Here is a 26,267-nt window from a genome sequence, read left to right on the forward strand (position 1 = left end):
GAAGGAACAGCATGACAGATGTAACTGTAAAATCGCTGGCGGCAGAGATTCAGACACCGGTAGATCGCCTGGTACAGCAATTTGCTGATGCAGGGATCTCGAAGTCCGAAGCTGACTCTGTGACCCAGCAAGAAAAAGAAACATTGTTGGCGCATCTGAATGGTGGAAACTCAGGTGCGACAAACAAACTGACGTTACAACGCAAAACGCGTAGTACACTGAATATTCCGAGCACCGGCGGGAAGAGTAAATCGGTGCAAATCGAGGTCCGCAAGAAACGCACTTATGTTAAACGTGATATGACCGAGGCAGAGATTGCCCAGGCCGAAGCGGAAGAGCAGGCGAAGCGTGACGCGGAAGAACAGGCACAGCGTGTAGCAGCAGAGCAAGCCCAGCGCGAAGCTCAGGAAAAAGCCAAGCGCGCCGCCGAAGAGCAAGCTAAACGTGAGGCCGCTGATAAAGCTAAGCGTGACGCAGCGGAAAAAGATAAAGTGACGAATCAACATACCGATGAAGTAACCAAACCAGCTCAGGCAGAGAAAGCACGCCGTGAAGCTGAAGCCGCAGAGCTGAAACGCAAAACGGAAGAAGAAGCCCAGCGTAAGCTTGAAGAAAACGCCAAGCGCATTGCAGAAGAAGCCCGTAAAATGGCTGACTCTGGTGTCTGGACTGAAACTGCCGCGCCAAGCGAATCAGAATCTGCTGACTACCATGTCACCACTTCTACCCACGCCCGTGCTGCTGAAGACGAGAATGACGCCAAAGTTGAAGGCGAACGTCGTAGCCGTACCCGCGGTGGCAAAGCGACCAAACAGAAGAAAGGCAACAAGCTGTCCGAATCTAAAGCGGATCGCGAAGAAGCCCGTGCTGTTGGCCGTAATGGTAAAGGCAAACGCAAACCAAGCACCCTGCAACAGAGCTTCAACAAGCCTGTTATCGCGGTTAACCGTGATGTCGTGATTGGCGAAACCATTACTGTTGCCGAACTGGCAAACAAAATGGCAGTGAAAGGTTCTCAGGTCATCAAAACCATGATGAAACTGGGCGCCATGGCCACCATCAACCAGGTTATTGATCAGGAAACTGCTCAGCTGGTTGCGGAAGAAATGGGCCACAAAGTTATTCTGCGTCGTGAGAACGAGCTGGAAGAAGCGCTGATGAGCGATCGTGATACAGCTTCTTCTGCTGCCGCTGAGCCACGTGCTCCGGTTGTGACCATCATGGGCCACGTTGACCACGGTAAAACCTCTTTGCTTGACTACATTCGTTCTACGAAAGTGGCAGCAGGCGAGGCCGGTGGTATTACCCAGCACATCGGTGCTTATCACGTTGAAACCGAAAATGGCATGATCACCTTCCTGGATACACCGGGACACGCCGCATTTACTTCAATGCGTGCGCGTGGTGCTCAGGCTACGGACATCGTTGTTCTGGTTGTTTCTGCTGATGATGGCGTGATGCCACAAACGATCGAAGCAGTTCAGCATGCGAAAGCTGCTGGTGTGCCAATCGTCGTTGCAGTCAACAAAATTGATAAGCCAGACTCTGATCCTGATCGCGTTCGTACCGAACTGTCTCAGTACGGCGTTATGCCAGAAGAGTGGGGCGGTGAGTCTCAGTTCATCCACGTTTCTGCTAAAGTCGGTACTGGTATCGACGATCTGCTGCAAGCCATCTTGCTGCAAGCTGAAGTTCTGGAACTGAAAGCTGTTCGTACCGGTATGGCGAGTGGTGTTGTGATCGAGTCCTTCCTGGATAAAGGTCGCGGCCCGGTTGCTACCGTTCTGGTTCAGGAAGGTACGCTGAATAAAGGCGACATCATTCTGTGTGGCTTCGAATACGGCCGTGTCCGTGCGATGCGTGACGAAATGGGTCGTGACATTCTGTCAGCAGGTCCTTCAATCCCTGTCGAAGTGCTGGGTCTGTCCAGCGTTCCTGCTGCGGGTGATGAAGTGACCGTTGTTCGTGACGAGAAGAAAGCTCGTGAAGTTGCTCTGTATCGTCAGGGTAAATTCCGCGAAGTTAAACTGGCTCGTCAGCAGAAATCTAAACTGGAGAACATGTTCGCGAACATGACCGAAGGTGAAGTTTCTGAACTGAACATCGTTCTGAAATCTGACGTACAGGGTTCTTGCGAAGCGATTTCCGATGCATTGCAGAGCTTGTCTACCGACGAAGTGAAAGTCAAAATCGTAGGCATGGGTGTAGGTGGTATCACCGAAACTGATGCAACGCTGGCTGCTGCTTCCAACGCGATCATCCTCGGCTTCAACGTCCGTGCAGATGCTTCTGCCCGCCGTGTCGTAGAAAGCGAAAGCCTGGATCTGCGTTACTATTCCGTTATCTATAACCTGATTGACGAAGTTAAGCAGGCGATGAGCGGTATGTTGGCGCCAGAGTACAAACAGCAAATCATCGGCCTGGCTGAAGTTCGTGACGTGTTCAAGTCACCTAAATTCGGCGCAATTGCAGGTTGTATGGTTACTGAGGGTATGATCAAGCGTAACAACCCAATCCGTGTACTGCGTGATAACGTGGTGATCTATGAAGGCGAGCTGGAATCCCTGCGTCGCTTCAAAGATGACGTTGCTGAAGTTCGTAACGGCATGGAATGTGGTATCGGCGTTAAGAACTACAACGATGTGCGTGCTGGCGATGTGATCGAAGTCTTCGAAATCATCGAGATCAAACGTACTATCGCTTAACGTTTGCGAAGTAGCTGATATCCAGATGGGGGCCTTGCGCCCCCTTATTTGTCTGGATCAAGTGAGGAGAAAAGCATCATGGCAAAAGAATTTAGCCGTACTCAGCGCGTCTCTCAGGAGATGCAAAAAGAAATCGCTATTATCTTACAGCGCGAAGTCAAAGACCCGCGCGTAGGAATGGCGACAGTTTCAGGCGTTGAAGTTTCACGCGATCTGGCTTATGCCAAAGTATTCGTGACCTTCCTGGACGTTCTGACGACTGACAATCACGATCCTGATCGTGTCAAAAATGGCATCAAAGCTTTGCAGGACGCATCCGGTTTCATCCGCACGCTGATCGGTAAAGCAATGCGTTTGCGCGTCGTGCCGGAACTGACTTTCGCTTACGACAACTCTTTGGTTGAAGGTATGCGCATGTCTAACCTGGTGACCAACGTTGTGAAGAACGATGCTGAACGTCGTTCAGCTGCAGGCGATGACGAGGAAGTATAAATGAGTCGCCCACGTCGCCGCGGCCGTGACATTCACGGCGTTCTGCTACTGGACAAATCGATTGGCTTGTCGTCCAACGATGCTCTGCAAAAGGTTAAACGTCTTTATAACGCTAACCGCGCAGGGCATACCGGTGCGCTGGATCCTCTGGCTACCGGCATGTTGCCGTTGTGCTTAGGTGAAGCCACCAAGTTTTCCCGATTCCTGCTCGATTCCGATAAGCGTTATCGTGTTATCGCCCGTATGGGACAGCGCACGGACACATCTGATGCTGAAGGCGCGATCATTTCTGAACGTGAAGTGACCTTCAGTCAGCAGCAACTGGATGACGCACTCAACAGCTTCCGCGGGGAAACCCGGCAAATTCCTTCCATGTATTCTGCACTGAAATACGAAGGGAAAAAGCTGTATGAGTACGCGCGCCAGGGCATCGAAGTTCCGCGAGAATCGCGCAGTATTACAGTGTATGAACTCAAGTTCATCCGCTGGGAAGGTTTTGAAGTTGAGCTGGAAATTCACTGCTCAAAAGGTACTTACATCCGTACGATTGTCGATGATCTCGGCGAGAAGTTGGGGTGTGGTGCGCACGTGACTTATCTACGTCGTTTGCAGGTCGCAACCTATCCTTCTGAGCGTATGGTCACCATGGAAAAACTCCATGAGTTGATTGCTCAGGCTGAAGAGCAGGGCATAGAGCCTCGTCTTTTGCTGGATCCGTTGTTGTTGCCGATGGACAGTGCATGTGAAGACTTCCCGGAAGTGAATCTGCTGCCTGTGGTGGCCGGATATGTTAAGCAGGGCCAACCTGTTCAGGCATCTGGCGCGCCGGCGAGTGGCATGGTTCGCATAACCGAAGGCGAAGAACGTAAGTTTATCGGTGTGGGCGAAATAGATGATGATGGGCGCATTGCGCCGCGTCGTTTAGTCGTCGAATACACGGATTAAGCGCTTTCTGCTCACCTTGCGATCACATATAGCAAAGGGTAGAATAGCGCAGCTTATGCATTGGGTAGCTGAATTAGAGATCGGCTCCCGTTTAATTATCTATAATATTTTGGAGTAAGATTATGTCTCTAAGCGTTGAAGCTAAAGCTCAAATCGTTTCCGACTTCGGTCGTGGCACTAACGACAGTGGTTCTACCGAAGTTCAGGTTGCTCTGCTGACTGCTCAAATTAACCATCTGCAAGGTCACTTTGCAGAGCACAAAAAAGATCACCACAGCCGTCGTGGTCTGCTGCGTATGGTTTCTCAGCGTCGTAAACTGCTGGACTACCTGAAGCGTAAAGATGTAGCACGTTACACCAGCCTGATCGAACGTCTGGGTCTGCGTCGCTAATCAAGCGAGTTTCAGTGTAAAGGGGCCAATAGGCCCCTTTATTCTAGGAAGCATCAGCAAATCAGGTTACTGTATGGCTGCTGTTTCTATTGTTATTCTAAGAACATGAACTTCCGTTACAGATGTTTTCGCGCGGCTAATGAGAGACTTTATTGCCACAACGTCAGGCCAATAAGGATTGTCATTAGTCGCGAGAATGTAGTGAGAAGCTCGGATATTTATCGGTGTGAACTGCTGTCATAACAGCTGCGCGCCACAAACAAGGATATTACATTGCTTAATCCGACTATTCGTAAGTTCCAATACGGCCAGCACACCGTTACGCTGGAAACCGGCATGATGGCTCGTCAGGCTACTGCAGCTGTTATGGTTAGCATGGACGACACCGCGGTATTCGTTACCGTTGTTGGCCAGAAAAAAGCGAAACCAGGTCAGAGCTTCTTCCCGCTGACAGTTAACTATCAGGAGCGTACTTACGCTGCTGGTCGTATCCCGGGTAGCTTCTTCCGTCGTGAAGGCCGTCCAAGTGAAGGCGAAACGCTGACTTCGCGTCTGATTGACCGTCCGATCCGTCCTCTTTTCCCGGACTCTTTCCTGAATGAAGTTCAGGTTATCGCGACTGTGGTTTCCCTGAACCCACAAGTTAACCCTGACATCGTTGCGATGATCGGTGCGTCTGCTGCCCTGAGCCTGTCTGGTATTCCATTCAACGGCCCAATCGGTGCTGCACGCGTTGGTTACATCAACGACCAGTACGTTCTGAACCCAACCGCAGATGAGCTGAAAACAAGCCGTCTGGACCTGGTTGTTGCCGGTACTCAGGGCGCGGTGCTGATGGTTGAGTCTGAAGCTGAAGTGCTGAGCGAAGATCAGATGCTGGGCGCGGTCGTATTTGGCCACGAACAACAACAAATCGTTATCGACAACATCAACTCACTGGTTGCTGAAGCCGGTAAGCCAAAATGGGACTGGCAGCCAGAAGCGGTTAACGCCGAGCTGCACGCTCGCGTGGCTGCACTGTCTGAATCCCGTCTGGGTGATGCGTACCTGATCACTGATAAACAAGATCGTTACGCGCAGATCAACGTCATCAAATCTGACGTTGTTCAGGCTCTGCAAGCTGAAGACGACTCTCTGGATGCGGGCGAAATCTCCGACATCCTGGGCAGCATCGAGAAGAACGTGGTTCGTAGCCGTGTTCTGCGTGGCGAACCGCGTATCGATGGCCGTGAAAAAGACATGATCCGCGGTCTGGACGTGCGTACTGGCGTTCTGCCACGTACCCACGGTTCTGCGCTGTTCACCCGTGGTGAAACTCAGGCTTTGGTTACCGCAACTCTGGGTACTGCACGTGATGCGCAGAATCTGGATGAGCTGATGGGCGAGAAGACTGATAGCTTCCTGTTCCACTACAACTTCCCTCCGTACTCTGTTGGTGAAACAGGTATGGTTGGCTCGCCAAAACGTCGTGAGATTGGCCATGGCCGTCTTGCTAAACGTGGCGTGCTGGCAATGATGCCAAAACCAGAAGACTTCCCGTACACCGTACGTGTAGTTTCTGAAATCACCGAATCTAACGGTTCATCTTCAATGGCTTCTGTTTGTGGTGCTTCTCTGGCCCTGATGGATGCAGGTGTTCCGATTAAAGCCGCTGTTGCGGGTATCGCAATGGGTCTGGTTAAAGAAGACGACAGCTTTGTCGTTCTGTCCGACATTCTGGGTGACGAAGATCACCTGGGCGACATGGACTTCAAAGTGGCCGGTAGCCGCGACGGTATCACCGCGCTGCAGATGGACATTAAAATCGAAGGTATCACCCGCGAAATCATGCAGGTGGCTCTGAACCAGGCTAAGGGTGCGCGTCTGCACATTCTGGGCGTAATGGAACAGGCTATCAGCACACCACGTGGCGATATCTCTCAGTTTGCTCCACGCATCCACACCATCAAGATCAGTCCAGACAAAATTAAAGACGTGATCGGTAAAGGTGGTTCTGTGATCCGTGCTCTGACTGAAGAAACTGGCACCACTATCGAAATCGAAGATGACGGTACTGTTAAAATCGCAGCAACCGACGGCGAGAAAGCGAAATACGCTATCCGTCGTATCGAAGAGATCACTGCAGAAATCGAAGTGGGTCGTATCTATCAGGGTAAAGTGACCCGTATCGTTGACTTTGGTGCGTTTGTTGCCATTGGCGGCGGTAAAGAAGGTCTGGTTCACATCTCTCAAATCGCTGATAAGCGCGTTGAGAAAGTGACTGATTACCTGCAGATGGGCCAGGAAGTTCCGGTTAAAGTTCTGGAAGTTGACCGTCAGGGTCGTGTGCGTCTGAGCATCAAAGAAGCTACCGCACCAACTCAGGACGATACAACTGAGCAACCTGCAGCAGAATAATCTGTAACAGAAGTTTTACAGCTCCTTTCCAGCTGGAAGGGGGCTGTTCGTCTCACGAACGTAGGATGCGTTTGTGTTAAGCAAGCGGATGACAGGATGTTCATCCAATGTTTGTCTCCGGGAGTAGAAATGAAGCCTTTCTTGCGCTGGTGTTATGTTGCGACAGCACTTATGTTGGCAGGATGCAGCAACCATGATTGGCGTAAAAATGAAGTTCTGGCGATTCCGTTGCAGCCGACGTTGCAGCAGGAAGTCATTCTGGCACGCATGGAACAAATACTTGCCAGCCGGTCATTGACTGACGATGAGAGAGCACAGCTATTATATGAGCGCGGTGTGCTGTATGATAGTCTCGGGCTAAGAGCACTGGCGCGAAATGATTTTTCACAAGCGCTGTCTATTCGTCCTGATATGCCAGAAGTTTTTAACTACCTGGGGATTTACCTAACGCAGGCAGGCAATTTCGATGCTGCCTATGAAGCGTTTGATTCTGTACTAGAGCTTGATCCAACTTACAACTACGCGCGTTTGAACCGAGGTATCGCACTGTATTACGGTGGCCGATTCTCGTTAGCGCAGGATGATCTGCAGGCGTTTTATCGAGACGATCCAAATGATCCCTTCCGTTCGTTATGGCTTTATCTTGCGGAGCGAGAAATCAATCCGAAGAATGCCGAAGTAGCGCTCCAGGAGCGTTATGACAAAGCGGACAGAGGGCAATGGGGATGGAATATCGTCGAATTCTACCTGGGCAAAATCAGCGAATCTACGCTGATGGAACGCCTCAAGGCAGAAGCAACGGATAACACTTCGCTCGCTGAGCATCTCAGTGAAACTGACTTCTATTTAGGTAAGCATTACCTAAGTCTGGGGGACAAGAACAGCGCCGCGGCACTGTTCAAACTGACGGTAGCTAACAACGTCCATAACTTCGTTGAGCACCGCTATGCATTGTTGGAATTGGCGCTTTTGGGCCATGAGCAAGACGACCTATCAGAATCGGACCAGCAATAGCTGACGACACCAATCAGCCTTTTTAATCATGGTATCTGCCATTTTTAAGCGCCTTAACGGGCGAGGGTTGCTTTGTTCGTTTTATAATCTAATTTGAGCCGGTTCACACTTTTCAATGAAAATGACTGAAAATTTTCTCGACGAGTTATGTAGACTGGCTGCCATTATTAATGAGGCACGTGTACATGACTACTGAGCTTGAAACCTCTTTTGCTGACCTGGGGCTGTCTGCTCCGATCATTTCTGCCCTGACTGATTTGGGCTACGAAAAACCTTCACCAATCCAGGCTGAGTGTATTCCTCACCTGTTAAATGGCCGCGACGTTCTGGGCATGGCTCAGACAGGTTCCGGTAAAACAGCAGCATTCTCTTTACCTTTGCTGCACAACATTGATGCTTCTCTGAAAGCACCACAAATTCTTGTTCTGGCACCAACCCGCGAACTGGCGGTTCAGGTTGCTGAAGCAATGACTGATTTCTCTAAACACATGCATGGCGTGAATGTGGTTGCCCTTTACGGCGGCCAGCGCTATGACGTTCAGCTGCGCGCACTGCGTCAGGGACCACAAGTTGTTGTCGGTACCCCGGGCCGTCTGCTGGATCACCTGAAACGCGGCACCCTGAACCTCTCTAACCTGAGCGGCCTGGTGCTGGACGAAGCTGATGAAATGCTGCGTATGGGCTTCATCGAAGACGTCGAAACTATCATGGCGCAGATCCCGGCTGAACATCAGACCGCGTTGTTCTCTGCAACCATGCCAGAAGCTATCCGTCGCATTACCCGTCGCTTCATGAAAGAGCCTCAGGAAGTGCGCATCCAGTCAAGCGTGACAACGCGTCCAGACATCAGCCAGAGCTACTGGTCTGTATACGGCCTGCGTAAAAACGAAGCGCTGGTTCGTTTCCTGGAAGCAGAAGATTTTGATGCGGCGATCATCTTCGTTCGTACCAAAAACGCAACGCTGGAAGTGGCAGAAGCACTGGAACGTAGCGGCTACAGCAGCGCTGCACTGAACGGTGACATGAACCAGGCCCTGCGTGAGCAGACTCTGGAACGTCTGAAGGATGGCCGTCTGGATATTCTGATCGCAACCGACGTGGCAGCACGTGGTCTCGACGTAGAACGTATCAGCCTGGTTGTTAACTACGACATCCCGATGGATTCAGAATCTTACGTTCACCGTATCGGTCGTACCGGTCGTGCTGGCCGTGCAGGTCGCGCATTGCTGTTCGTTGAGAACCGTGAGCGTCGCCTGCTGCGTAACATTGAACGCACCATGAAGCTGACCATTCCAGAAGTTGAAATCCCAACTGCAGAAGTGCTGGGCGAACGTCGCCTGGCTAAATTCGCAGCCAAAGTTCAACAGCAACTGGAAAGCAGCGATCTGGATCAATACCGTGGCTTGCTGGCAAAACTGCAACCTGCAGAAGAGCTGGACATCGAAACGCTGGCCGCTGCACTGCTGAAAATGGCACAGGGCGAACGCCCTCTGATCGTTCCTGCTGATCAGCCGTTCAAAAGCCGTCCACCACGTCGCGAATTCGAAGATCGTGGCGACCGCGGTGACCGTGGCGATCGTCGTGACCGCCCGGCGCGTAACAGCGACCGCCCTGCACGTGATGGCGACAGCCCACGTCGTGAGCGTCGTGATGCTGGCGATATGGAACTGTATCGTATCGAAGTGGGCCGCGATGATGGTGTTGAAGTTCGTCACATCGTTGGCGCTATCGCTAACGAAGGCGATATCAGCAGCCGTTACATCGGTAACATCAAACTGTTCGGTACGCACTCTACTATCGAGTTGCCGAAGGGGATGCCGGGCGAGATTCTGTCTCACTTCACCCGTACCCGTATCCTGAACAAACCGATGAACATGCAGTTGATCGGTGATGCGCAGCCACAAGCTCCGCGTCGCGACCGTCCGGCAGGTGCTGGTGGTGAGCGTCGTGGTAACGGTGCTCCGCGTCCGTTCAATGGCGAACGTCGTGAAGGTGGCCGTGGTAACGGTGCTCCACGTTCTTTCAACGGCGACCGTCGTGAAGGTTCTTCAGCCGCTGGCGACCGTCGTCCGCCAAGCCGCGCACCACGTCGTACTACCGACGCATAATATTCTGATTTCAGTTCGCTGAATTTCAGATAATAAAAAACCAGCCTTTTAACAGGCTGGTTTTTTTTCGTCTGCCATTTACCGCAACGTTTATCCGATGCGCTGTTCTTTCACCAAATCCCCCTGAAGCTGAGAAACAATCTCGAACGAATGCAGACGCGCCTGGTGATCAAAAATCTGACCGTTGATCATCAGCTCATCGGCCTCAGTTTCACGCAGAATATTTTGCAGCCCCTGACGCACCGTCTCTTTATTACCGACCACTGACATGCGCAGTGCGTTGTCGACGCCAAAGCGTTCCTGTGCTGACCACAGGCTTTCAATGTTATCGACCGGCGCAGGGAGTTTACCCGGCATCCCGCGGCGCAGATTAATGAACTGCTGCTGATTGGAGGTAAACATCCGGCGCGCCTCTTCATCGGTATCGGCCGCAATCGCGTTGATGCACACCATCGCGTGCGGCTTTTCGAGCTGCGCGGAAGGCTGGAATTTGCTGCGATAAATCGCCAGTGCCTGATAGAGCATGTCTGGGGCAAAATGTGAGGCGAAGGCAAATGGCAGGCCTAACGCCGCCGCCAGTTGCGCGCTGTACAGGCTGGAACCCAGCAGCCAGATTGGCACATGCAAACCTTGTCCCGGCACGGCCTGAACGGCCTGCTGCGGCTGAACGTCGCCGAAATACATCTGCAATTCCTGAACATCCTGCGGGAAATTATCAATCTCCCCGGAAAGATGACGGCGCAGCGCAATCATCGTGCGCTGATCGGTTCCCGGTGCGCGGCCCAGGCCGAGATCGACACGGTTCGGATACAGCGTCGCCAGCGTTCCGAATTGTTCAGCAATCACCAAGGGCGAATGGTTTGGCAGCATCACGCCACCGGAACCCACGCGTATTGTTTTCGTCCCGCCCGCAATATAACCCAGTAAAACGGACGTCGCTGCGCTCGCGATGCCGGTCATGTTGTGGTGTTCTGCCATCCAGTAGCGCTGATAGCCCCATTTCTCGGCGTTTTGCGCCAGACTCAGAGAACATTGAAAAGCCTTCGCCGGATCAGCACCTTGCGGGACGGGTGCCAGATCGAGCACGGAAAGGGGAACGGTGTTTTTATCAGACATAATCACGGCTCACTCGTTGATGAAGAGGAGGGGAAAGGGTGCATTCCGCTCATAATTAAACCGAGTATTACCCATTACGCGTTCATTGAATACGGCATTTGTGCCCTTAATTTCCGTTTGAACATGCTTAAAATAGATTGGAATCGCCTAAACTATAATTTTAGCCAATATGTTGTTTTGTGTTAAAAAGTCTCTGCTCATCCCGCTATGATTTCATTGAAGTAAAAAATGCGCCTGAAAAGGCTGCGAAAGCAGGCAGGGAAAATGATGGAAGGGAAAACCAATGCCGGTAAATAATTCAGGCGAACAAAAAGGACGTGGTATCAATGAGTAAACGAATGTTATTAACCCTGCTGCTGGTGGCGGTTGCGGTTTCTTTGGCTGTTTTATTTCGTGCGCATAACGAAGATCTCCTGCTTCAGGGCGAAGTCGATGCGCCTGAAGTCATTGTCGCGTCGAAAGCCAAAGGCCGCGTGATTGAACGTCATGTCGAACGTGGCGATGACGTAAAAGCGGGCCAGTTGCTGATTACCCTCGACAGCCCGGAAATGATGGCGCAGCTCCGCGCGCTGGAAGCCGCACGCGATCAGGCCAAAGCCCAGCTCGAACTTTCTGTTAACGGGACGCGTGAAGAAAGCATCCGCAACCTGAAAGCGACACTGGCGCAATCTCAGGCCGAATACGTCAACGCCCGCGATGAATACAACCGCAATGCGAAAATCGCCGGGAAAGGCTTTATCTCCGCCTCCGACTTAGAAGATTCCCGCCGCGCGCGTGACAGCGCGTATGCACAAGTTCTCGTTGCTAAAGCCAATCTTGATGAAGGCATCAACGGCGACCGCGTGGAACAACGCGAGAGTTACGCCGCGCAGCTGCGTCAGGCGGAAGAAGACTTACTGGAAGTGAAAGCTCAGACCGATGATTTACAGGTGAAAGCGCCGGTAGACGGCGAAGTCGGGCCGATCCCGGTGGAAGTTGGCGAGCTGCAAAGTGCGTCCAGCCCGTTGCTGACGTTAGTCCGTCTGCCTGATGCCTATTTCGTTTTTAACCTGCGTGAAGACATTCTGGCGGGCGTGCGCAAAGGCGACAAAGTGCAGATGCGCGTGCCTGCGCTGAATAATGAAATGATTGAAGCCGAAGTGCGTTATATCGCGCCGCTCGGTGATTACGCCACCAAACGTGCTACGCGCGCGACCGGTGACTTCGATTTAAAAACCTTTGAAGTGCGCCTTTATCCTGCCAAACCGGTTCCCGGATTACGTCAGGGCATGAGCGCACTTTGGCAGTGGAAGGCGAAGTGAAGCCGGTCAAAGCGCCGCGCAGTGAAAGGATAAAAGCCGCATGGCGCTGTTTCAGTCGTGCTTTTACCCGCGAGGCAAATTACGCCTTTCGTAAGCCGGTGATCCACTGGCTGTGCTGGATTTTCCCTTTACTTCTGTTTGGCCTGATCAGCAGCAACTTCTCAGAAGGCACCTTGCTTGATTTGCCCGTTTCGGTGGTGGATAACGATCACAGCACGCTATCCAAAACGCTGACCCGTAAACTCGACGCGGGTTCTCATGCGCACGTTCAGGCCTTTGAAGGCGGATTGCCGGAAGCGGAATACCGTCTGCGAACCGCGCAGGATTACGCATTATTGTATATTCCGGTGAACTTCGAAGCGGACGTACTGGCCGGTAAACAGCCGAGCGCGGTTCTGTATTACAACGCTCTGTTTTACGGTGCCGGGTTGTATTCCACGCAAGATTTCAGCGGGCTTATCACTGAGCTGAACACCAGCTACCGGTCGATTATCGCGACAGAAATCGGCAAAACGTTGCCGTCACTGGCCAGCGTCGATCTCTCTTACGGTAGCCTGTTCAACGCCAGCGGCAGCTACATTTATTATCAGCAATTTGCCGCCACCATCCACCTTCTGCAACTTTTCACCGTCACCTGTATGATTTACGTGATGGCGCGCAGTCAGGCGCTGCTCAGTGCGCCGTCATTTACACTCGCGCTGCTCGGGAAACTCGCGCCGTACACGCTGTGTTTCACCACCTTGCTGATGGTGGAAATCGCCATGCTCGTGGGCTTTTTCGACGCACGGGTGAGCGGTAATCCATTGTATATGCTGGTGATCGGCTTCTTTTATGTGATTGCCGCGCAAAGCCTGGGGCTGCTGTTATTTACCTTCACGAAAACGACCATCACCGCTTATACCATGATGGGGATTTTCGTCAGTATTGCGCTCACCTTCTCCGGGATGGCCGTTCCGGTGTTATCAATGCCGCTGCCGGCGCGTATTATTTCCGGCATCGAACCCCTGAGTTACGCGCTGGCGGCAATGTTTGATGTTTTCCTGCGTCAGGTATCGCTGCGCGGCATTCTGATGGTGTGCTGCATTCTGCTGATTTATCCGTTGCTAACCGGTGTGCTGGTGCGCAAGCGTCTGTATATGCGCATGAAACAACAGGAGCCAGGGCAATGACCCGTCGCGAGTGGTTCAAAACCTGGTGGGGAACCTTCAGCAAAGTGCTTACCGGTTTGCTTGATAAACCGATGTGGATGATGTTGCTGCTTTCGCTATGTGTGATGAGCCTGGTTTACGCTAACCGCACAGTCTGGGATCTGCCAGTCGCTGTTATCGATCAGGATCACAGCACCGCCAGCCGCATGCTGACCCGTCAGCTGGATGCCACGTCGAAAGTTGAAACTAACCACTACGATAATCTCGCCGATGCCGAACGCGATCTGGCGTTGCGTAAATTGTTCGCGGTGATCATCATGCCGGTGGATCTTGAGAAGAAGATCCTCGCCGGGCAAAACATTGTGATCCCGGTGTACGGCGATGCGACCAACCGGCTGGCGAACGGGCAGATCCAGCAGGATGTGCTGGCGGCGTATCAGGCGATCCTCACGCAATACAACACGGATTTACTGCTCAGCAACGGCTTCAGCGAGCGCCAGGCCAGCGTGGTGTTGTCGCCGATAATCGGGCAGTCGCTGGATGTCTTTAACCCCGGCATCAGCTTCGCGGCGATTATCTTTCCCGGTCTTCTGGTCATGTTATTGCAGCACTCACTGCTGATCGCCAGCGTGCGTGTCAGCATTGTGCTCAACAGCGGGCCTTCCGGAAAACCGGCGATACCGGCCTTTCTTGGCGGGATTTCAGCGTTGATCCCGGTCTGGTTATTCCTGTCGATTGTCCTGTTCGTGCTATGGCCTTGGGTGTTGGGATACCGGCAGACGGCCAGCATTCCTGAAATTCTGCTGCTGACGTTCCCGTTTTTACTGGCCGTGCTCGGATTAGGCAAACTGGTCACGGAATGCCTGCGCAGCGTGGAACTGATTTACCTGACGCTGGCCTTTGTGACGACGCCGGTCTTTTACATTTCCGGCACCATCTGGCCGTTGCAGGCGATGCCCGCGTGGGTCAGGGCGGTATCTTCGATGCTGCCCTCGACCTGGGCGACCAAAGCGATTGCGGGGGTAAATCAGATGGGGCTGCCGTTTAAAGATGTTGGCGGCGACATCCTGATGCTTCTGCTTTTATGCGCGTTTTATACGTTCATTGGTATCGCCGTGGGGATGCTGCGCGACGGCGTGCGTCTGCGGGCGATTTTCAGGCCGCGGCGCAAAGGCGTCTGATAAAAAAAGGGATATTACCGAAAAGTAATATCCCTTTTTCATGGTGTCATTTTAGCGCTCAGCGACGCAGTTCCAACCCGGCAATGCGCTGCCAGTAACCGTTGCAGTCGGCTTTGTCTGTCAGCATTAACGGATGCAAACCCCGTTCATTGGCGCGGAATTCCTCGAGAGTGGAAAGCGTCTCGTGAGTTTCCGGCGACAGCCGCACGATATCAACCAGCCCCTGCATCGACGTCAGTTCATTGCCCAGATTGTAGCAATAGCCACTTTGTGTCTGGATGCCGTTGAGGATAAACACCTGCTGATTTTCCTGCGACAGCATTTTCCGGCCCTGCGGATAATTGATGCAGCAGGTTTCGCATTCATCTTTCCCACGGTTTTCAGAACGAGCCGTGAAACAGCGCGCGGAATAGGCCAGTGGCAGATGCCCGTAAGACAGCACTTCCACTTCGAATTTATCCCGGATGCCCAGCTCCTGGCACTGATTCAGCAGATTCACCAGCCAGTCGCGGGAAAGCTCAACCGGCATACACCAGCGCACCATCCCCTGTTTTTGCAGCAGTTTCAGCGTGACGGCGTTGTAGCAGTTCAGCGCGTGGCCGACGACAAACGGGAGCCTGCGCTCAGACGCCATATTGACCGCGCCAAAATCGTTGGCTTCCAGCAGGAACTCACCGTTCTCGACGTAGCGTTTCAGCTCATTAAGTTCGGACGGCGCCTGCAACAACGCCAGTGTGGAAATCACCACCTGCTTTCCGGCTGACGCCAGTTCACGGGCGACATCCATCCAGTCACTGACCTTCATTTCGCGCCGTTTGGTACACACATTCTCGCCGAGGTAAATGATGTCGGCGCTGCTGTTTGCCGCTGCCTGATAAAAGTCTTCAACCTGCGCTTTCGGCCAGTAATAAAGGATGGCTCCTAATGAATATTTCATGATGATCTCTTTAATTACTGCCATTTACGGTGATAGGCACCGAGCGTCGTTTGCGTACCCTCAGACATCGCGCCCAGCGCTTTCATCCAGGCTTCGTCGGTTTTGTAGTTTTGCGGATCGGCCATGCAGCGGTCTATAGCCATGCGCCACACGCGTGCCACCTGGCTGACATACGCCGGGCTGCGCTGGCGCCCTTCGATTTTCACCGAAGCAATATTGGCGGCGAACAGCTCCGGCAGTAATTCCAGCGTATTCAGGCTGGTCGGTTCTTCCAGCGCGTGGTATTTCGCGCCATCCACCAGATACCGGCCTTTGCACAGCGTCGGATAACCGGCGTTTTCGCCTTCGTCATAGCGGTCAATCAGCACATCATTCAGCCGTGATTCCATGCCCTGTGCGGTTTGTTGCCAGCGCACAAAACGCGCCGGAGAACAGGCACCCACGGTATTGGGCGATTCGCCGGTGAGATAGGAAGAAAGGTAACAGCGGCCTTCGGCCATAATGCACAGGCTGCCGAACGCGAATACTTCCAGCGGCACGACGGTGGTGCGAGACAACTGGCGTACCTGATGCATCGAAAGCACGCGCGGCAGCACCACGCGGGCGACGTCAAAATTGTTTTTGTAGAAACGGATTGCTTCGTCGTTGGTGGCGGAAGCCTGAACGGAGACGTGGCGCTCGACGTGCGGATATTTCGTTGCGGCGTAATCCAGCATGGCAATATCGGCGAGGATCAGCGCATCGGCACCGAGCTGCGCGGCCATATCCACGGCGCGTTCCCAGCGCTGATAGCCGTCAGGGTGCGCAAATGTATTGATGGCGATATGCAACTTACGGCGGTGGCGGTGAACGTAATTTGCCGCCTCCTGCAATTTCTTCTCCGTGAAGTTCAGGCCTGCAAAGTGGCGTGCATTGGTGTCATCTTTCAGGCCGATATATACCGCATCAGCACCGTTATCGATGGCCGCTTTTAGCGCAGGTAAATTCCCTGCCGGGCAAAGTAGCTCCATTCTCGTTCCTTACTGCAACCGCACGCCGTGGCGAAAGGGTTGTGGGTGATGAAAAGCCAGTTGCCGACGTTATTCATTCATCAGTCAGGGCTTTGATTGGCGAACTATTTTAGAGAAGCTATAGATGCAATATTTTGATTTGAGGCAGTTTCTGGGGTGTTGAAGGCGCAGCAACCGTCGGGGAGGTTGTACGGGAGGTTTTTCTGTTGCAGTATTTATTGATGTAGACCGCTGAACGTTACGGGCGATGTGGCAAAATAGTACAAATAGTTGCCAATAAATTGCCGAAAATGTTACCGAAAGGAGTAGTGCCAGTGTTGCAAAAACTACGTGCACGTTTGGTTCGTCAGGGACCATCCCTGTTGAGTGTGCCTTTGAAATTCACGCCTTTTGCGCTACAGCGTCAGGTCTTGCAACAGGTACTGAGCGGGCAGCTTCGTCAGGCGCTGGCCGATGGCGAACTGGATTTCCTCGAAGGCCGCTGGCTGAAAATTGACGTCAGTGATCTCAGCCTGAGCTGGCTGATGTCAGTGGACGAAGGCAAGTTGATCGTTGCAGAAAAAGGCGACGCGGATGTCAGCTTTAGTGGTAACGCCAACGATCTGATTTTGATTGCTGCGCGCAAAGAAGATCCGGATACGCTGTTCTTCCAACGTCGTCTGCGTATTGAGGGTGACACGGAACTCGGTCTGTACGTGAAGAATCTGATGGATTCTATCGATCTCGATACTATGCCGCTGCTGCTGAAAAATGGGCTGCTGCGCCTGGCCGATTTTGTCGAAGCGGGACTGCAAGAGGACCGTGAGCCGAAAGCTCCGGTAGCTGAGCCATGCTAATTCGCACTGAAATTCCGGTAGATGCCGCGGGCATTGACCGTCTGTTGCGCCGCGCGTTTCCCGGTGGTGCCGAAGCCGACCTGGTGCAGCAATTGCGCGAAGACGGCCTGCTGACGCTGGGCGTTGTTGCCACCGATGACGAAGGTGGCGTGGTCGGTTATGTCGCCTTCAGCCCGGTTGATATTCAGGGCGAAGATCGCAACTGGGTCGCGCTGGCACCGCTGGCGGTTGACGAGTCTTTGCGTCGTCAGGGATTGGGCGAAAAGCTGGTGTACGAAGGGCTCGATTCCCTGAACGAATTTGGCTACGCCGCCGTCGTGGTGCTTGGCGACCCGGCGTATTACGGGCGTTTTGGTTTTAAACCAGCGGCAGTTCATAATTTGCAGTGCCGCTGGCCGGACACCGAAGCGGCATTCCAGCTCTTTACCTTGTCCGACGATGCCCTCATCGACGCCAGCGGGCAGGTGGAATTCTCCCCGCCGTTTGACCGGTTCTGATTTTCAGCGGGTCTGACTTCTAACGGGTCTGATTTCAGGCCCGTTAGTTTTCTTCCCGCGCCTTGTGTTCCTGACTCCCGCTTTCCGGCAATCCAAAATAACGTTGCAGGGATACCGGTGCGGATTTCACCAGCAATTCCTTCTGAGGCTTACTCAGCTTTTTCACCCGGATTTCCAGCTTTGAGGCCAGAGAACGATCCCCCGCCACGCAGTGGAACACCAGCTCCAGTGCACCTTTTCCGCGTAATGCTTTCGCCCCTTTACCGGTCTGATGCTGTGCAAGACGCCGCGTCACGTCGGTCGTGATGCCGGTATAAAGCATGCCGGTGGGCGTTCTCAACATGTATAAAAACCAGACGGGAGAAGTGGACATAGAGGCATCGTATTTGGAAAAGTTTGCGTAAGTTTACCTGAACCGCACGGCAGAATGACGTAAAACATCGGTGTGTCACGGTACACTGGGGCAAAGACGACAAGGATCCTCCGATGAATAACCCCGAAGACCTGAAACACATTCTTAAATTCCTGACCAAAAATCATGTGCTGGCGCTGTGTGCCGCCGCCGACGGCGAGATGTGGAGCGCTAATTGCTTTTACGTCACCGATGCTGAAACCCTGTCTTTATATTTCATGACCGAACTGAAAACGTTGCACGGCACGCTGATGGCAAAATCGCCGCAGGTGGTGGGCACGATCGCGCCGCATCCGAAAACCATTGCGCTGATCAAAGGCATTCAGTATCGCGGTGAGGCGACGATCCTTTCCGGTGAAGAAGAGAGCCACGCGCGCCGTCTGTACTGCAAACACTTCCCGGTGGCGATCGCCATGAAAGCGCCGGTCTGGGCGCTGAAACTTAACAGCATCAAGATGACGGATAACGCCCTGGGATTTGGCAAAAAGCTGCTGTGGGATCGCGCGCTTTCTGATAAGCCTGAGTAACAGGAACTGTCTTATAGCGGGGAATTTACAATCGGGTAACACTTGAACTTATCTGTTTCTGAAATTCCATGTAAAGGCCGTTTTTTAAAAGGAAGTGATATGGCAAAAGTTCTTCTTCTGGGCGGAAGTGGTCTGATTGGGCGTGAGCTTTTGCGTCTGTTGCAGCTGGATCCGCGCGTTAGCCGGATTGTTGCGCCGAGCCGCCGCCCGCTGCCGCCGGGTAATAAACTGATCAACCCGCTCGGGGCGAATCTCACGTCGCTGGTGGTCGCGCTGGATGAGCCGATCGACCTGCTGTTCTGCTGCCTTGGCACCACGCGTAAAGAGGCGGGCAGCGCGGAAGCGTTTCGCGCTGTAGATTACGATCTGGTGGTGGATTGCGCCAAAGCCGCGAAGGAACTCGGTGCGCGTCATTGTCTGGCGGTCAGCGCCAACGGTGCGGATGCGCACTCACGATTTCTCTATAACCGGACGAAAGGGGACATGGAACAGGCGCTGATGCACCAGGGCTGGACTTTGCTCACGCTGGTCAGGCCGTCGCTGCTGGTCGGGAAACGCCATCCGCCGCGCCTGCTTGAACAACTCAGTGCGCCGCTGTTTAAACTGTTGCCGGGAAAATGGAAAGCCATCGATTCGGACGTTGTCGCCAAAGCGTTGCAGGAACAGGCGTTTAACGCAGGACTGGGCGGCGTCACCGTGCTGGAATCCGATCAAATCGCCGCCAGCATTGAAGAACTTTAATCCGCGTTCTCTGCTGACAGGGATCCTTATGATAAGGTATCAGCAAAAAACGCGAATTTTGCCCCGCAAGGATCGTCCCGATCCTTACAGATATTTCTCCGCAAACACATCCAGATTTCGAAAATCCGGCATTCTCTCTTTCAGCGTATCGTGATCCCAGTTCCACCACTGGCTGTTCTCGATCTTTTCGATCATTGAATCATCAAAACGCATGCCGATCTTTTTCGCGGCCACGCCCGCCACGATGGAATACGGCTCAACGTCTTTAGTTACCACGGCCGATGTCCCAATCACCGCGCCGTTCCCGACGCTGACCCCCGGCATAATCACGGCGTTATGGCCGATCCACACGTCGTTGCCGACGGTGACGTGATGTTCACGACGCCAGTCGAAAAAGTCCTGATCGTCTTCACCCAGCCCGTAAACCGAGCTGCGGTAGGTGAAATGATGCTGCGCAACGCGCTGATACGTCGGGTGATTACCCGGATTGATCCGGACATAGGTGGCGATCGACACAAACTTGCCGATGGTCGCGTAGAAGATCTGATTGTTGCCCGCCGTATACGAATAATCGCCGATCTGCGTTTCTTCGATGATCGCGTTATCGGCAATATGCACGTATTGCCCGAGCTGCGAACGGTTCAATTCGACCTGCTGGCCGATTTTCGGACGTGAATAATCCTGTTCGTCAGCTAAAGAAAACGGGGAAATGATGTCTGTCATAATCTCGCTCATGTTGAAGTGACGGAATAAAAAGAGGCGCTGACCGGCAGAGAAAGAATGGCCAGCAAATGCCGTAACGTGTCCTGTAACGCACCGTCGTTATGCAGCCGGTGGCAGCTCGCGGGCAAGGCGCTGTCATACTCACGGGCACGCGCCAGACGGCAGGCAATTTGCCCGGCGTCTTCACGTCCGCGCCGCAATAAACGCGCAGCCAGCACTTCGTCTGAAACCTGCAAACACACCGGCACCAGCCGCTGGCCGTAACGCTGTTGCGCTTTCTCCAGATGCGCCCGCGAACCGTTGACCACCACGTGGCAACCGAGCTGCATCCAGGTGTCGATTTCGATTCCCACGCCGTACCGGCACTGATGCGCGTGCCATTCCAGCGCAAATAATCCGTGCTGGCGGCGCTGAATAAATTCGGCATCGCTCAGTGCAATATGATTCTCAGATCCTGCGTCAGCGGGGCGCGTAATGTAGCGATGCGCCACGGCGACATCCGCCGGTAAATGCTGGCGCAGCGCGTCCAGAAGACTGTCCTTTCCCGAACCTGAAGCGCCCATCAGATAAAGTAAACGACTCATTTTCTCTCCGTTTAAAACACCTGAATGCCCTGACGCCAGACGTTTTGCACATAGTGATGATCGCCATGCGCACGTGCCAGAACCAGATCGGCGCGTTTGCCTTCAGCAATTTCACCGCGATCCTGCAAGCCCAGCGCGTTCGCCGGATTGCGCGTTACCAGTTTCACCGCCTGCGGCAAACTGAAGGCATTTGTTTCATCATTGGCGATGCGGAAAACGGCGTCCATCAGGCTGGCGGGATAATAGTCGGAGGACAAGATATCCAGCAGGCCCAGTGATGCCAGTTTATGCGCCGCGACGTTGCCCGAATGCGAACCGCCGCGCACGATATTCGGTGCACCCATCAGTACCGCCAGCCCGCTGGCGTGTGAGGCGCGTGCCGCTTCTTCGGTAGTCGGGAATTCTGCAATCACGCTGCCGAGCGCCAGAGATTCCTCAACGTGTGCCGCCGTGGCGTCATCGTGGCTGGCCAGCGAAATATTCCTGGCGCGGCAATGGGCGGCAATCGCTTCGCGGTTTGGCTGTGCCCAGCGGCGCGACAGGGCGATTTGCTCTTCCTGATACGCGTCCATCTGCTCATCGTTCATGTGATATTTGCCCTGATAATACTCGCGGTATTTCTGTGGAGTGGCGAACTGGCGCTGGCCCGGCGAGTGATCCATCAGGGAAACCAGCGAGAGAACTGACGTATCCATCAGCTTTTCAAACAGCGGCAACGTGGTGTCGTGCGGCAGTTCGCAGCGCAGATGCAGACGGTGTTCAGCGCGGTTCAGCCCGGCGTTCTGACTGTTGACGATGGCGTCGATCATCTTTTGCAAATTCTCCAGACGATGGCCGCCGTCGCGCACATCGCCCACGGCCACGGCGTCAAGCACCGTGGTGATCCCGCTGGCGACCATCAGCGCGTCGTGGCTGCTCATGGCGGAATGCGCCGGCCAGTCCACTTTCGGGCGCGGCGTGAAAAACTTATCCAGATTATCCGTATGCAGCTCGATGAACCCCGGCAGCAGCCAGCCGCCTCGAGCATCCAGCGCCTGCGGCAACTGACTGCGGCTGTCGGCAAAGGCGCTGATCACGCCGTCTTGCATTTCAAGCGATCCTTCAACAACCTGATCGTCGAGGACCAGTCTGACGTTATTTATGATCATGCGGACATCTCCGGAGCAGTTTCTGGACTCATTTCATACAGCCTGTCGGCAACGCGTTCGCGCACATCTCCATCATGGAAAATGCCGACCACGGCGGCTCCGCGGGCTTTCGCCTGCTCAATCAGCGTGACGACGGCGGCACGGTTAGTGGCGTCCAGCGAGGCGGTCGGCTCATCGAGCAACAGCACCGGATAATCGACCACGAAACCGCGCGCGATATTGACGCGTTGCTGTTCACCGCCGGAAAACGTGGAAGGCGCGAGATGCCACAGACGTTCCGGCACATTCAGATGGCGCAGCAGGGCACTGGCACGGGCTTCGCTTTGTGCTTTATCCACGCCCAGCTCCAGCAGCGGCTGCATCACCAGATTCAGCGCACTGATACGCGGGATCACGCGCAGAAACTGGCTGACCCAGCCGACGGTATGACGGCGTACGGCCAGAATTTCACGCGCCTCGGCGCTGACCATATCAATCTGCTGGCCCTGGTGTTCCACCCAAATTTTGCCGCTGTCCGGCAGATAGTTACCGTACAGCGAGCGCAGAAGGGTAGATTTTCCGCTGCCGGAATGCCCGTGCAGCACTACGCATTCTCCGGCATTCACTGTCAGGCTGGCGTTGCTGAAAACCGGTAATCTGGCGCTGTTCTGGTTATGCAGAACGAAAGTTTTACTGAGATTTTCGACCCTGAGCTTCGTCGTCATTTTGGTCACTCTTTCTCTGAAATTAGGTTAGGACAGCACGGAAGAAACGAGCAACTGCGTATACGGATGATGCGGATCGTCGAGCACGCGGTCTGTTAAACCACTTTCCACTACCTGACCTTGCTTCATCACCAGCAGACGGTGCGCCAGCAGGCGGGCGACACCCAGATCATGGGTGACGATCACCACTGCCAGCTGCATTTCCACCACCAGCGTGCGCAGCAAGTCCAGCAACCGCGCCTGAACCGAAACGTCGAGGCCGCCAGTCGGCTCATCCATAAACACCAGCCGCGGATGTGTCACCAGATTGCGGGCGATTTGCAGACGCTGCTGCATACCGCCGGAAAACGTGGTCGGCAGGTCATCGATGCGCGAAACCGGAATTTCGACATCTTCCAGCCACTGACCGGCTTTCTTGCGGATATCGCCGTAATGCCGCTCGCCGACCGCCATCAGACGTTCGCCGATATTGCCACCGGCAGAAACCTGACGGCGTAAACCGTCCATCGGATGCTGATGCACCACGCCCCAGTCGGTGCGCAGCAGACGACGGCGGTCGCTTTCGGCCATGTCATACAGCGACTGCGCGCCGACCTGCCCGTTGTTGTAAATCACCTGCCCTTGCTGAGGCGCGAGGCGGGCAGAAATTGACTGCAACAGCGTGGTTTTACCCGAACCAGATTCCCCGACAATGCCCAGCACTTCACCCGGATACAGGTTGAAAGACACATCGCTAAAACCTTTGCCCGGCGCATAAAGATGAGTCAGGTTATTCACCGACAGCAGCGGTTCGGCGGCGAGATTTAAGGGAGTGTTCATCAGCGGTTAACCTCGTTGGAAGCCTGTTGCTCTACCTGCTGAGCACAAAAATCGGTGTCGGAGCACACGAACATGCGGTTGCCCTGATCGTCGAGCACCACTTCATCAAGATAGCTTTGGTGCGAACCGCAGATCGCGCAAGGTTCATCCCATTGCTGGACGGTGAAAGGATGATCGTCAAAATCCAGACTTTCGACTTTGGTGAATGGCGGCAGGGCGTAAATGCGTTTTTCGCGTCCGGCACCGAACAGTTGTAAAGCGGGCATCATGTTCATTTTCGGGTTATCAAATTTCGGGATCGGCGACGGATCCATTACGTAGCGATCATTCACTTTTACCGGGTAGGCATAAGTCGTGGCGATATGCCCGAAGCGCGCGATGTCCTCGTAAAGCTTCACCTGCATCACGCCATACTCCTCCAGCGCGTGCATTTTTCGGGTCTCGGTTTCGCGTGGTTCGATAAAGCGCAGCGGTTCAGGGATCGGCACCTGGAAAATCAGGATCTGATCTTCCTGTAACGGCGTTTCCGGAATGCGGTGACGGGTCTGGATCAGGCTGGCATCTGCCGTTTTCTCGGTGGTTTTCACCCCCGCAACGCTCTGGAAGAATTTACGGATCGACACGGCATTGGTGGTGTCATCCGCTCCCTGGTCGATCACTTTCAGCACATCTTTTTCGCCGATTACGCTGGCGGTCAGCTGGATCCCACCGGTGCCCCAGCCGTACGGCATCGGCATTTCACGGCCCGCGAACGGAACCTGATAACCGGGGATCGCGACAGCTTTGAGGATCCCGCGGCGGATCATGCGTTTGGTTTGCTCGTCAAGATAACCGTGGTTGTAACCAGTCAGGGTTCGGGCGGCATTATTGTTCATTGGCGGAATCCTGTTCTTTCGCGGCGCGCAGGCGTTTGAGCAATTCCAGTTCGGCCTGGAAATCGACGTAGTGCGGCAGTTTGAGATGCGAGACAAAACCGGCAGCTTCGACGTTATCGGCGTGGGACAGGACAAATTCTTCATCCTGCGCCGGACTGCTGATCTGCTCGTTGTATTCGCGGGTTTGCAGTGCACGATCGACCAGCGACATCGACATCGCCTTGCGCTCGGCGCGGCCAAACACCAGTCCGTAACCCCGGGTAAAGTGCGGCGGCCTGTCCTGCGGATCGACAAAACCGTTCACCATTTCGCATTCGGTCAGCAGGATTTCGCCGATATCAATCGCAAAGCCCAGCTCTTCAGGCACGATTTCGACGGTCAGCCAGCCGGTACGAATTTCCCCGGCGAACGGATGATTACGCCCGTAGCCACGCTGGGTGGAATAACTCAGCGACAGCAGAAAACCTTCGTCACCGCGCACCAGTTGTTGCAGGCGTGCCGCGCGGGAAGCCGGAAACACCGGCGGTGTGCGGGTGATATCTTCCGGCTCAGCGCCGTCATCTTCTTCACGCACTGCCAGCTGTTGATTTGCCAGTAAATCAAACACATGGCCACAATTCTCCGGCTGCGGTTCATCGGCAATCGGCGTGAACGGCGCTTCGCCTTCGGCCAGCAGTGCAAAATCCAGCAGACGGTGGGTGTAATCGTAAGTCGGGCCGAGTACCTGTCCGCCCGGCAAATCCTTATAGATGGCGGAAATACGGCGCTCAAGGCGCATCGCCTGAGTGTTCAGCGGCTCGCTGGTTGCCAGACGCGGCAAGGTTGTGCGGTAAGCGCGCAGCAGGAAAATGGCTTCCACCAGATCGCCGCCGGACTGCTTAATCGCCAGCGCAGCCAGTTCACGGTCGTAAATTCCGCCTTCGCTCATCACGCGATCGACTGCCAGACCCAGCTGTTGCTCAATCTGTTCGCAGCCCAGTTCATTCACTTGCGTATTGCCACGGCGTTCGTGCGCCAGCAGCTGATGGGCGGCGGCAATGGCCTTCTCACCCCCTTTAACGGCGACGTACATCAGAACACCTCCACGCGCGTGGTGCGCGGTACGGCAATCAGTTCTTCGCCGCAGGTGAACATAAAGTCCAGGCCGAGCGGGAAACGGTGAGGGCGGTTGAGCAGATAATCCCGGACACAATCAGGCAGCTGCGGGGAGATCATGCGGCTGCTTTCAATGCCCGGCCCGCGAAGACGCAGCGGCGTGCCGCCGGTCAGAGCATCAAGCTGAACAATCACGCTGGTCGCCAGTTCCGGCGACATTTCATCACCGCACGGGAAAGCCAGTAACGTCGCGCTGTCGAGGGCCGGATCCGCCAGGGCAAAACTGACAGCGGAAGGGTCATCGGTCAGCACCGCGCCGGTATGAAAGCGCAGATTTTTCCGCAGGATTTCATCGTTGAGTGAAGCGCTAAGCCAAAGAGGGGGGTCGCTGTCGATAAGCGTCAGCAGCACGCAGGCGCTGGCGGAACCTAACGCCCCGAAGCCGGGCATGGCAGGCAACTGCACGCTGACACCGGGTTCGCTTAATGCTTTGAGAATACGACGGAAGCTGTACTGTGCATCGGCAACCGGATTTTGAAAACTGGCAACAAGTGACATGA

General features: G+C 54.2%; 27 protein-coding genes. 15 read left to right on the forward strand and 12 right to left on the reverse strand.

Annotation, left to right across the window (positions count from 1 at the left end; translation table 11 throughout):
* Positions 1-11: 11 nt before the first annotated feature.
* The 8 genes from infB (at position 12) to GW579_RS09790 (ending at position 10,053) form a co-directional block, all read left to right on the forward strand.
* Positions 12-2,705 (forward strand): translation initiation factor IF-2, encoded by a 2,694-nt coding sequence (gene infB, locus GW579_RS09755; RefSeq protein WP_152325285.1) that lies wholly within the window; start codon positions 12-14, stop codon positions 2,703-2,705.
* Between the two features lie 78 nt (positions 2,706-2,783).
* Complete coding sequence (rbfA, locus tag GW579_RS09760; RefSeq protein ID WP_101078324.1) at positions 2,784-3,197, forward strand: 30S ribosome-binding factor RbfA; 414 nt, start codon at positions 2,784-2,786, stop codon at positions 3,195-3,197.
* Complete coding sequence (gene truB, locus GW579_RS09765) at positions 3,198-4,142, forward strand: tRNA pseudouridine(55) synthase TruB (RefSeq protein WP_165058864.1); 945 nt, start codon at positions 3,198-3,200, stop codon at positions 4,140-4,142.
* 122 nt (positions 4,143-4,264) lie between these two features.
* Positions 4,265-4,534 (forward strand): 30S ribosomal protein S15, encoded by a 270-nt coding sequence (gene rpsO / locus GW579_RS09770; protein ID WP_014333706.1) that lies wholly within the window; start codon positions 4,265-4,267, stop codon positions 4,532-4,534.
* Between the two features lie 273 nt (positions 4,535-4,807).
* Positions 4,808-6,931, forward strand: coding sequence for a polyribonucleotide nucleotidyltransferase (gene pnp / locus GW579_RS09775; protein WP_165058866.1), 2,124 nt, complete (start codon positions 4,808-4,810; stop codon positions 6,929-6,931).
* A gap of 129 nt (positions 6,932-7,060) precedes the next feature.
* Positions 7,061-7,945: a lipoprotein NlpI gene (gene nlpI, locus GW579_RS09780; protein ID WP_112286786.1), complete on the forward strand. Its 885-nt coding sequence runs from the start codon at positions 7,061-7,063 to the stop codon at positions 7,943-7,945.
* 121 nt (positions 7,946-8,066) lie between these two features.
* Positions 8,067-8,141, forward strand: coding sequence for a protein YrbN (gene yrbN, locus GW579_RS23955; protein ID WP_223499600.1), 75 nt, complete (start codon positions 8,067-8,069; stop codon positions 8,139-8,141).
* A complete protein-coding gene (locus GW579_RS09790) occupies positions 8,131-10,053 on the forward strand; it encodes a DEAD/DEAH family ATP-dependent RNA helicase (protein ID WP_152325282.1) in 1,923 nt (640 codons plus the stop codon). Before yrbN ends, GW579_RS09790 begins: the two co-directional genes overlap by 11 nt.
* 90 nt (positions 10,054-10,143) lie before the next feature.
* On the opposite strand, the gene GW579_RS09795 is transcribed toward GW579_RS09790, so the two are convergent.
* The gene (locus GW579_RS09795) at positions 10,144-11,169 is read right to left on the reverse strand and encodes a luciferase-like monooxygenase (RefSeq protein WP_152325281.1); all 1,026 of its coding nucleotides are present in this window, start codon (positions 11,167-11,169) and stop codon (positions 10,144-10,146) included.
* Positions 11,170-11,495: 326 nt separating this feature from the next.
* Between GW579_RS09795 and GW579_RS09800 the strand changes: the two genes are divergently transcribed.
* Genes GW579_RS09800 through GW579_RS09810 form a run of 3 tightly spaced genes read left to right on the forward strand, consistent with a single transcriptional unit; the run spans position 11,496 to position 14,799 of the window.
* Positions 11,496-12,470, forward strand: a complete 975-nt coding sequence (locus tag GW579_RS09800) for an HlyD family secretion protein (protein ID WP_152325280.1) — start codon at positions 11,496-11,498, stop codon at positions 12,468-12,470.
* Complete coding sequence (locus GW579_RS09805) at positions 12,467-13,639, forward strand: ABC transporter permease (protein ID WP_101078331.1); 1,173 nt, start codon at positions 12,467-12,469, stop codon at positions 13,637-13,639. The genes GW579_RS09800 and GW579_RS09805 overlap by 4 nt, the downstream gene beginning before the upstream one ends.
* On the forward strand, positions 13,636-14,799 hold the full coding sequence (locus GW579_RS09810) for an ABC transporter permease (protein ID WP_152325279.1): 1,164 nt from the start codon (positions 13,636-13,638) through the stop codon (positions 14,797-14,799). The genes GW579_RS09805 and GW579_RS09810 overlap by 4 nt, the downstream gene beginning before the upstream one ends.
* Positions 14,800-14,857: 58 nt before the next feature.
* Here GW579_RS09810 and GW579_RS09815 read toward each other — a convergent pair whose 3' ends face one another.
* Positions 14,858-15,736 (reverse strand): U32 family peptidase, encoded by an 879-nt coding sequence (locus GW579_RS09815; protein ID WP_152325278.1) that lies wholly within the window; start codon positions 15,734-15,736, stop codon positions 14,858-14,860.
* A gap of 14 nt (positions 15,737-15,750) precedes the next feature.
* On the reverse strand, positions 15,751-16,746 hold the full coding sequence (gene ubiU / locus GW579_RS09820) for a ubiquinone anaerobic biosynthesis protein UbiU (protein WP_152325277.1): 996 nt from the start codon (positions 16,744-16,746) through the stop codon (positions 15,751-15,753).
* A gap of 314 nt (positions 16,747-17,060) precedes the next feature.
* Here ubiU and ubiT point away from each other — a divergent pair, with 314 nt between their 5' ends.
* Both ubiT and GW579_RS09830 read left to right on the forward strand, forming a co-directional pair.
* Entirely contained in the window at positions 17,061-17,582 is a 522-nt protein-coding gene (ubiT, locus tag GW579_RS09825) for a ubiquinone anaerobic biosynthesis accessory factor UbiT (protein WP_152325276.1), read from the forward strand.
* Entirely contained in the window at positions 17,576-18,079 is a 504-nt protein-coding gene (locus tag GW579_RS09830) for a GNAT family N-acetyltransferase (protein ID WP_152325275.1), read from the forward strand. The genes ubiT and GW579_RS09830 overlap by 7 nt, the downstream gene beginning before the upstream one ends.
* A 43-nt stretch (positions 18,080-18,122) precedes the next feature.
* Here GW579_RS09830 and GW579_RS09835 read toward each other — a convergent pair whose 3' ends face one another.
* Entirely contained in the window at positions 18,123-18,452 is a 330-nt protein-coding gene (locus GW579_RS09835; RefSeq protein ID WP_165058868.1) for a GIY-YIG nuclease family protein, read from the reverse strand.
* 113 nt (positions 18,453-18,565) lie between these two features.
* Here GW579_RS09835 and GW579_RS09840 point away from each other — a divergent pair, with 113 nt between their 5' ends.
* Both GW579_RS09840 and GW579_RS09845 read left to right on the forward strand, forming a co-directional pair.
* Entirely contained in the window at positions 18,566-19,018 is a 453-nt protein-coding gene (locus GW579_RS09840) for a YhbP family protein (RefSeq protein WP_152325273.1), read from the forward strand.
* Between the two features lie 99 nt (positions 19,019-19,117).
* Positions 19,118-19,759 carry a Rossmann-fold NAD(P)-binding domain-containing protein gene (locus GW579_RS09845; RefSeq protein ID WP_152325271.1) on the forward strand — a complete coding sequence of 214 codons (642 nt, stop codon included), beginning with the start codon at positions 19,118-19,120 and terminating at the stop codon, positions 19,757-19,759.
* A gap of 84 nt (positions 19,760-19,843) precedes the next feature.
* Here the strand turns inward: GW579_RS09845 and GW579_RS09850 are convergent, their stop codons facing one another.
* From GW579_RS09850 to phnH, 8 genes are read right to left on the reverse strand one after another with little or no spacing between them, the layout of a single operon-like run.
* Entirely contained in the window at positions 19,844-20,482 is a 639-nt protein-coding gene (locus GW579_RS09850) for a DapH/DapD/GlmU-related protein (RefSeq protein WP_165058870.1), read from the reverse strand.
* Positions 20,483-20,490: 8 nt separating this feature from the next.
* On the reverse strand, positions 20,491-21,066 hold the full coding sequence (gene phnN, locus GW579_RS09855) for a ribose 1,5-bisphosphokinase (protein ID WP_165058871.1): 576 nt from the start codon (positions 21,064-21,066) through the stop codon (positions 20,491-20,493).
* Positions 21,067-21,077: 11 nt separating this feature from the next.
* Positions 21,078-22,214, reverse strand: coding sequence for an alpha-D-ribose 1-methylphosphonate 5-triphosphate diphosphatase (gene phnM, locus GW579_RS09860; protein WP_165058873.1), 1,137 nt, complete (start codon positions 22,212-22,214; stop codon positions 21,078-21,080).
* Positions 22,211-22,918, reverse strand: a complete 708-nt coding sequence (gene phnL / locus GW579_RS09865) for a phosphonate C-P lyase system protein PhnL (protein ID WP_152325265.1) — start codon at positions 22,916-22,918, stop codon at positions 22,211-22,213. Before phnL ends, phnM begins: the two co-directional genes overlap by 4 nt.
* A gap of 27 nt (positions 22,919-22,945) precedes the next feature.
* Complete coding sequence (gene phnK / locus GW579_RS09870) at positions 22,946-23,737, reverse strand: phosphonate C-P lyase system protein PhnK (protein ID WP_152325264.1); 792 nt, start codon at positions 23,735-23,737, stop codon at positions 22,946-22,948.
* A complete protein-coding gene (locus GW579_RS09875) occupies positions 23,737-24,612 on the reverse strand; it encodes an alpha-D-ribose 1-methylphosphonate 5-phosphate C-P-lyase PhnJ (RefSeq protein WP_152325263.1) in 876 nt (291 codons plus the stop codon). Before GW579_RS09875 ends, phnK begins: the two co-directional genes overlap by 1 nt.
* Positions 24,602-25,684, reverse strand: a complete 1,083-nt coding sequence (locus GW579_RS09880) for a carbon-phosphorus lyase complex subunit (RefSeq protein ID WP_165058875.1) — start codon at positions 25,682-25,684, stop codon at positions 24,602-24,604. Before GW579_RS09880 ends, GW579_RS09875 begins: the two co-directional genes overlap by 11 nt.
* Entirely contained in the window at positions 25,684-26,265 is a 582-nt protein-coding gene (gene phnH, locus GW579_RS09885) for a phosphonate C-P lyase system protein PhnH (RefSeq protein WP_165058876.1), read from the reverse strand. Before phnH ends, GW579_RS09880 begins: the two co-directional genes overlap by 1 nt.
* Positions 26,266-26,267: the final 2 nt, after the last annotated feature.

Origin of the sequence: Rahnella contaminans (assembly GCF_011065485.1) — a bacterium.
Lineage (GTDB): Bacteria > Pseudomonadota > Gammaproteobacteria > Enterobacterales > Enterobacteriaceae > Rahnella > Rahnella contaminans.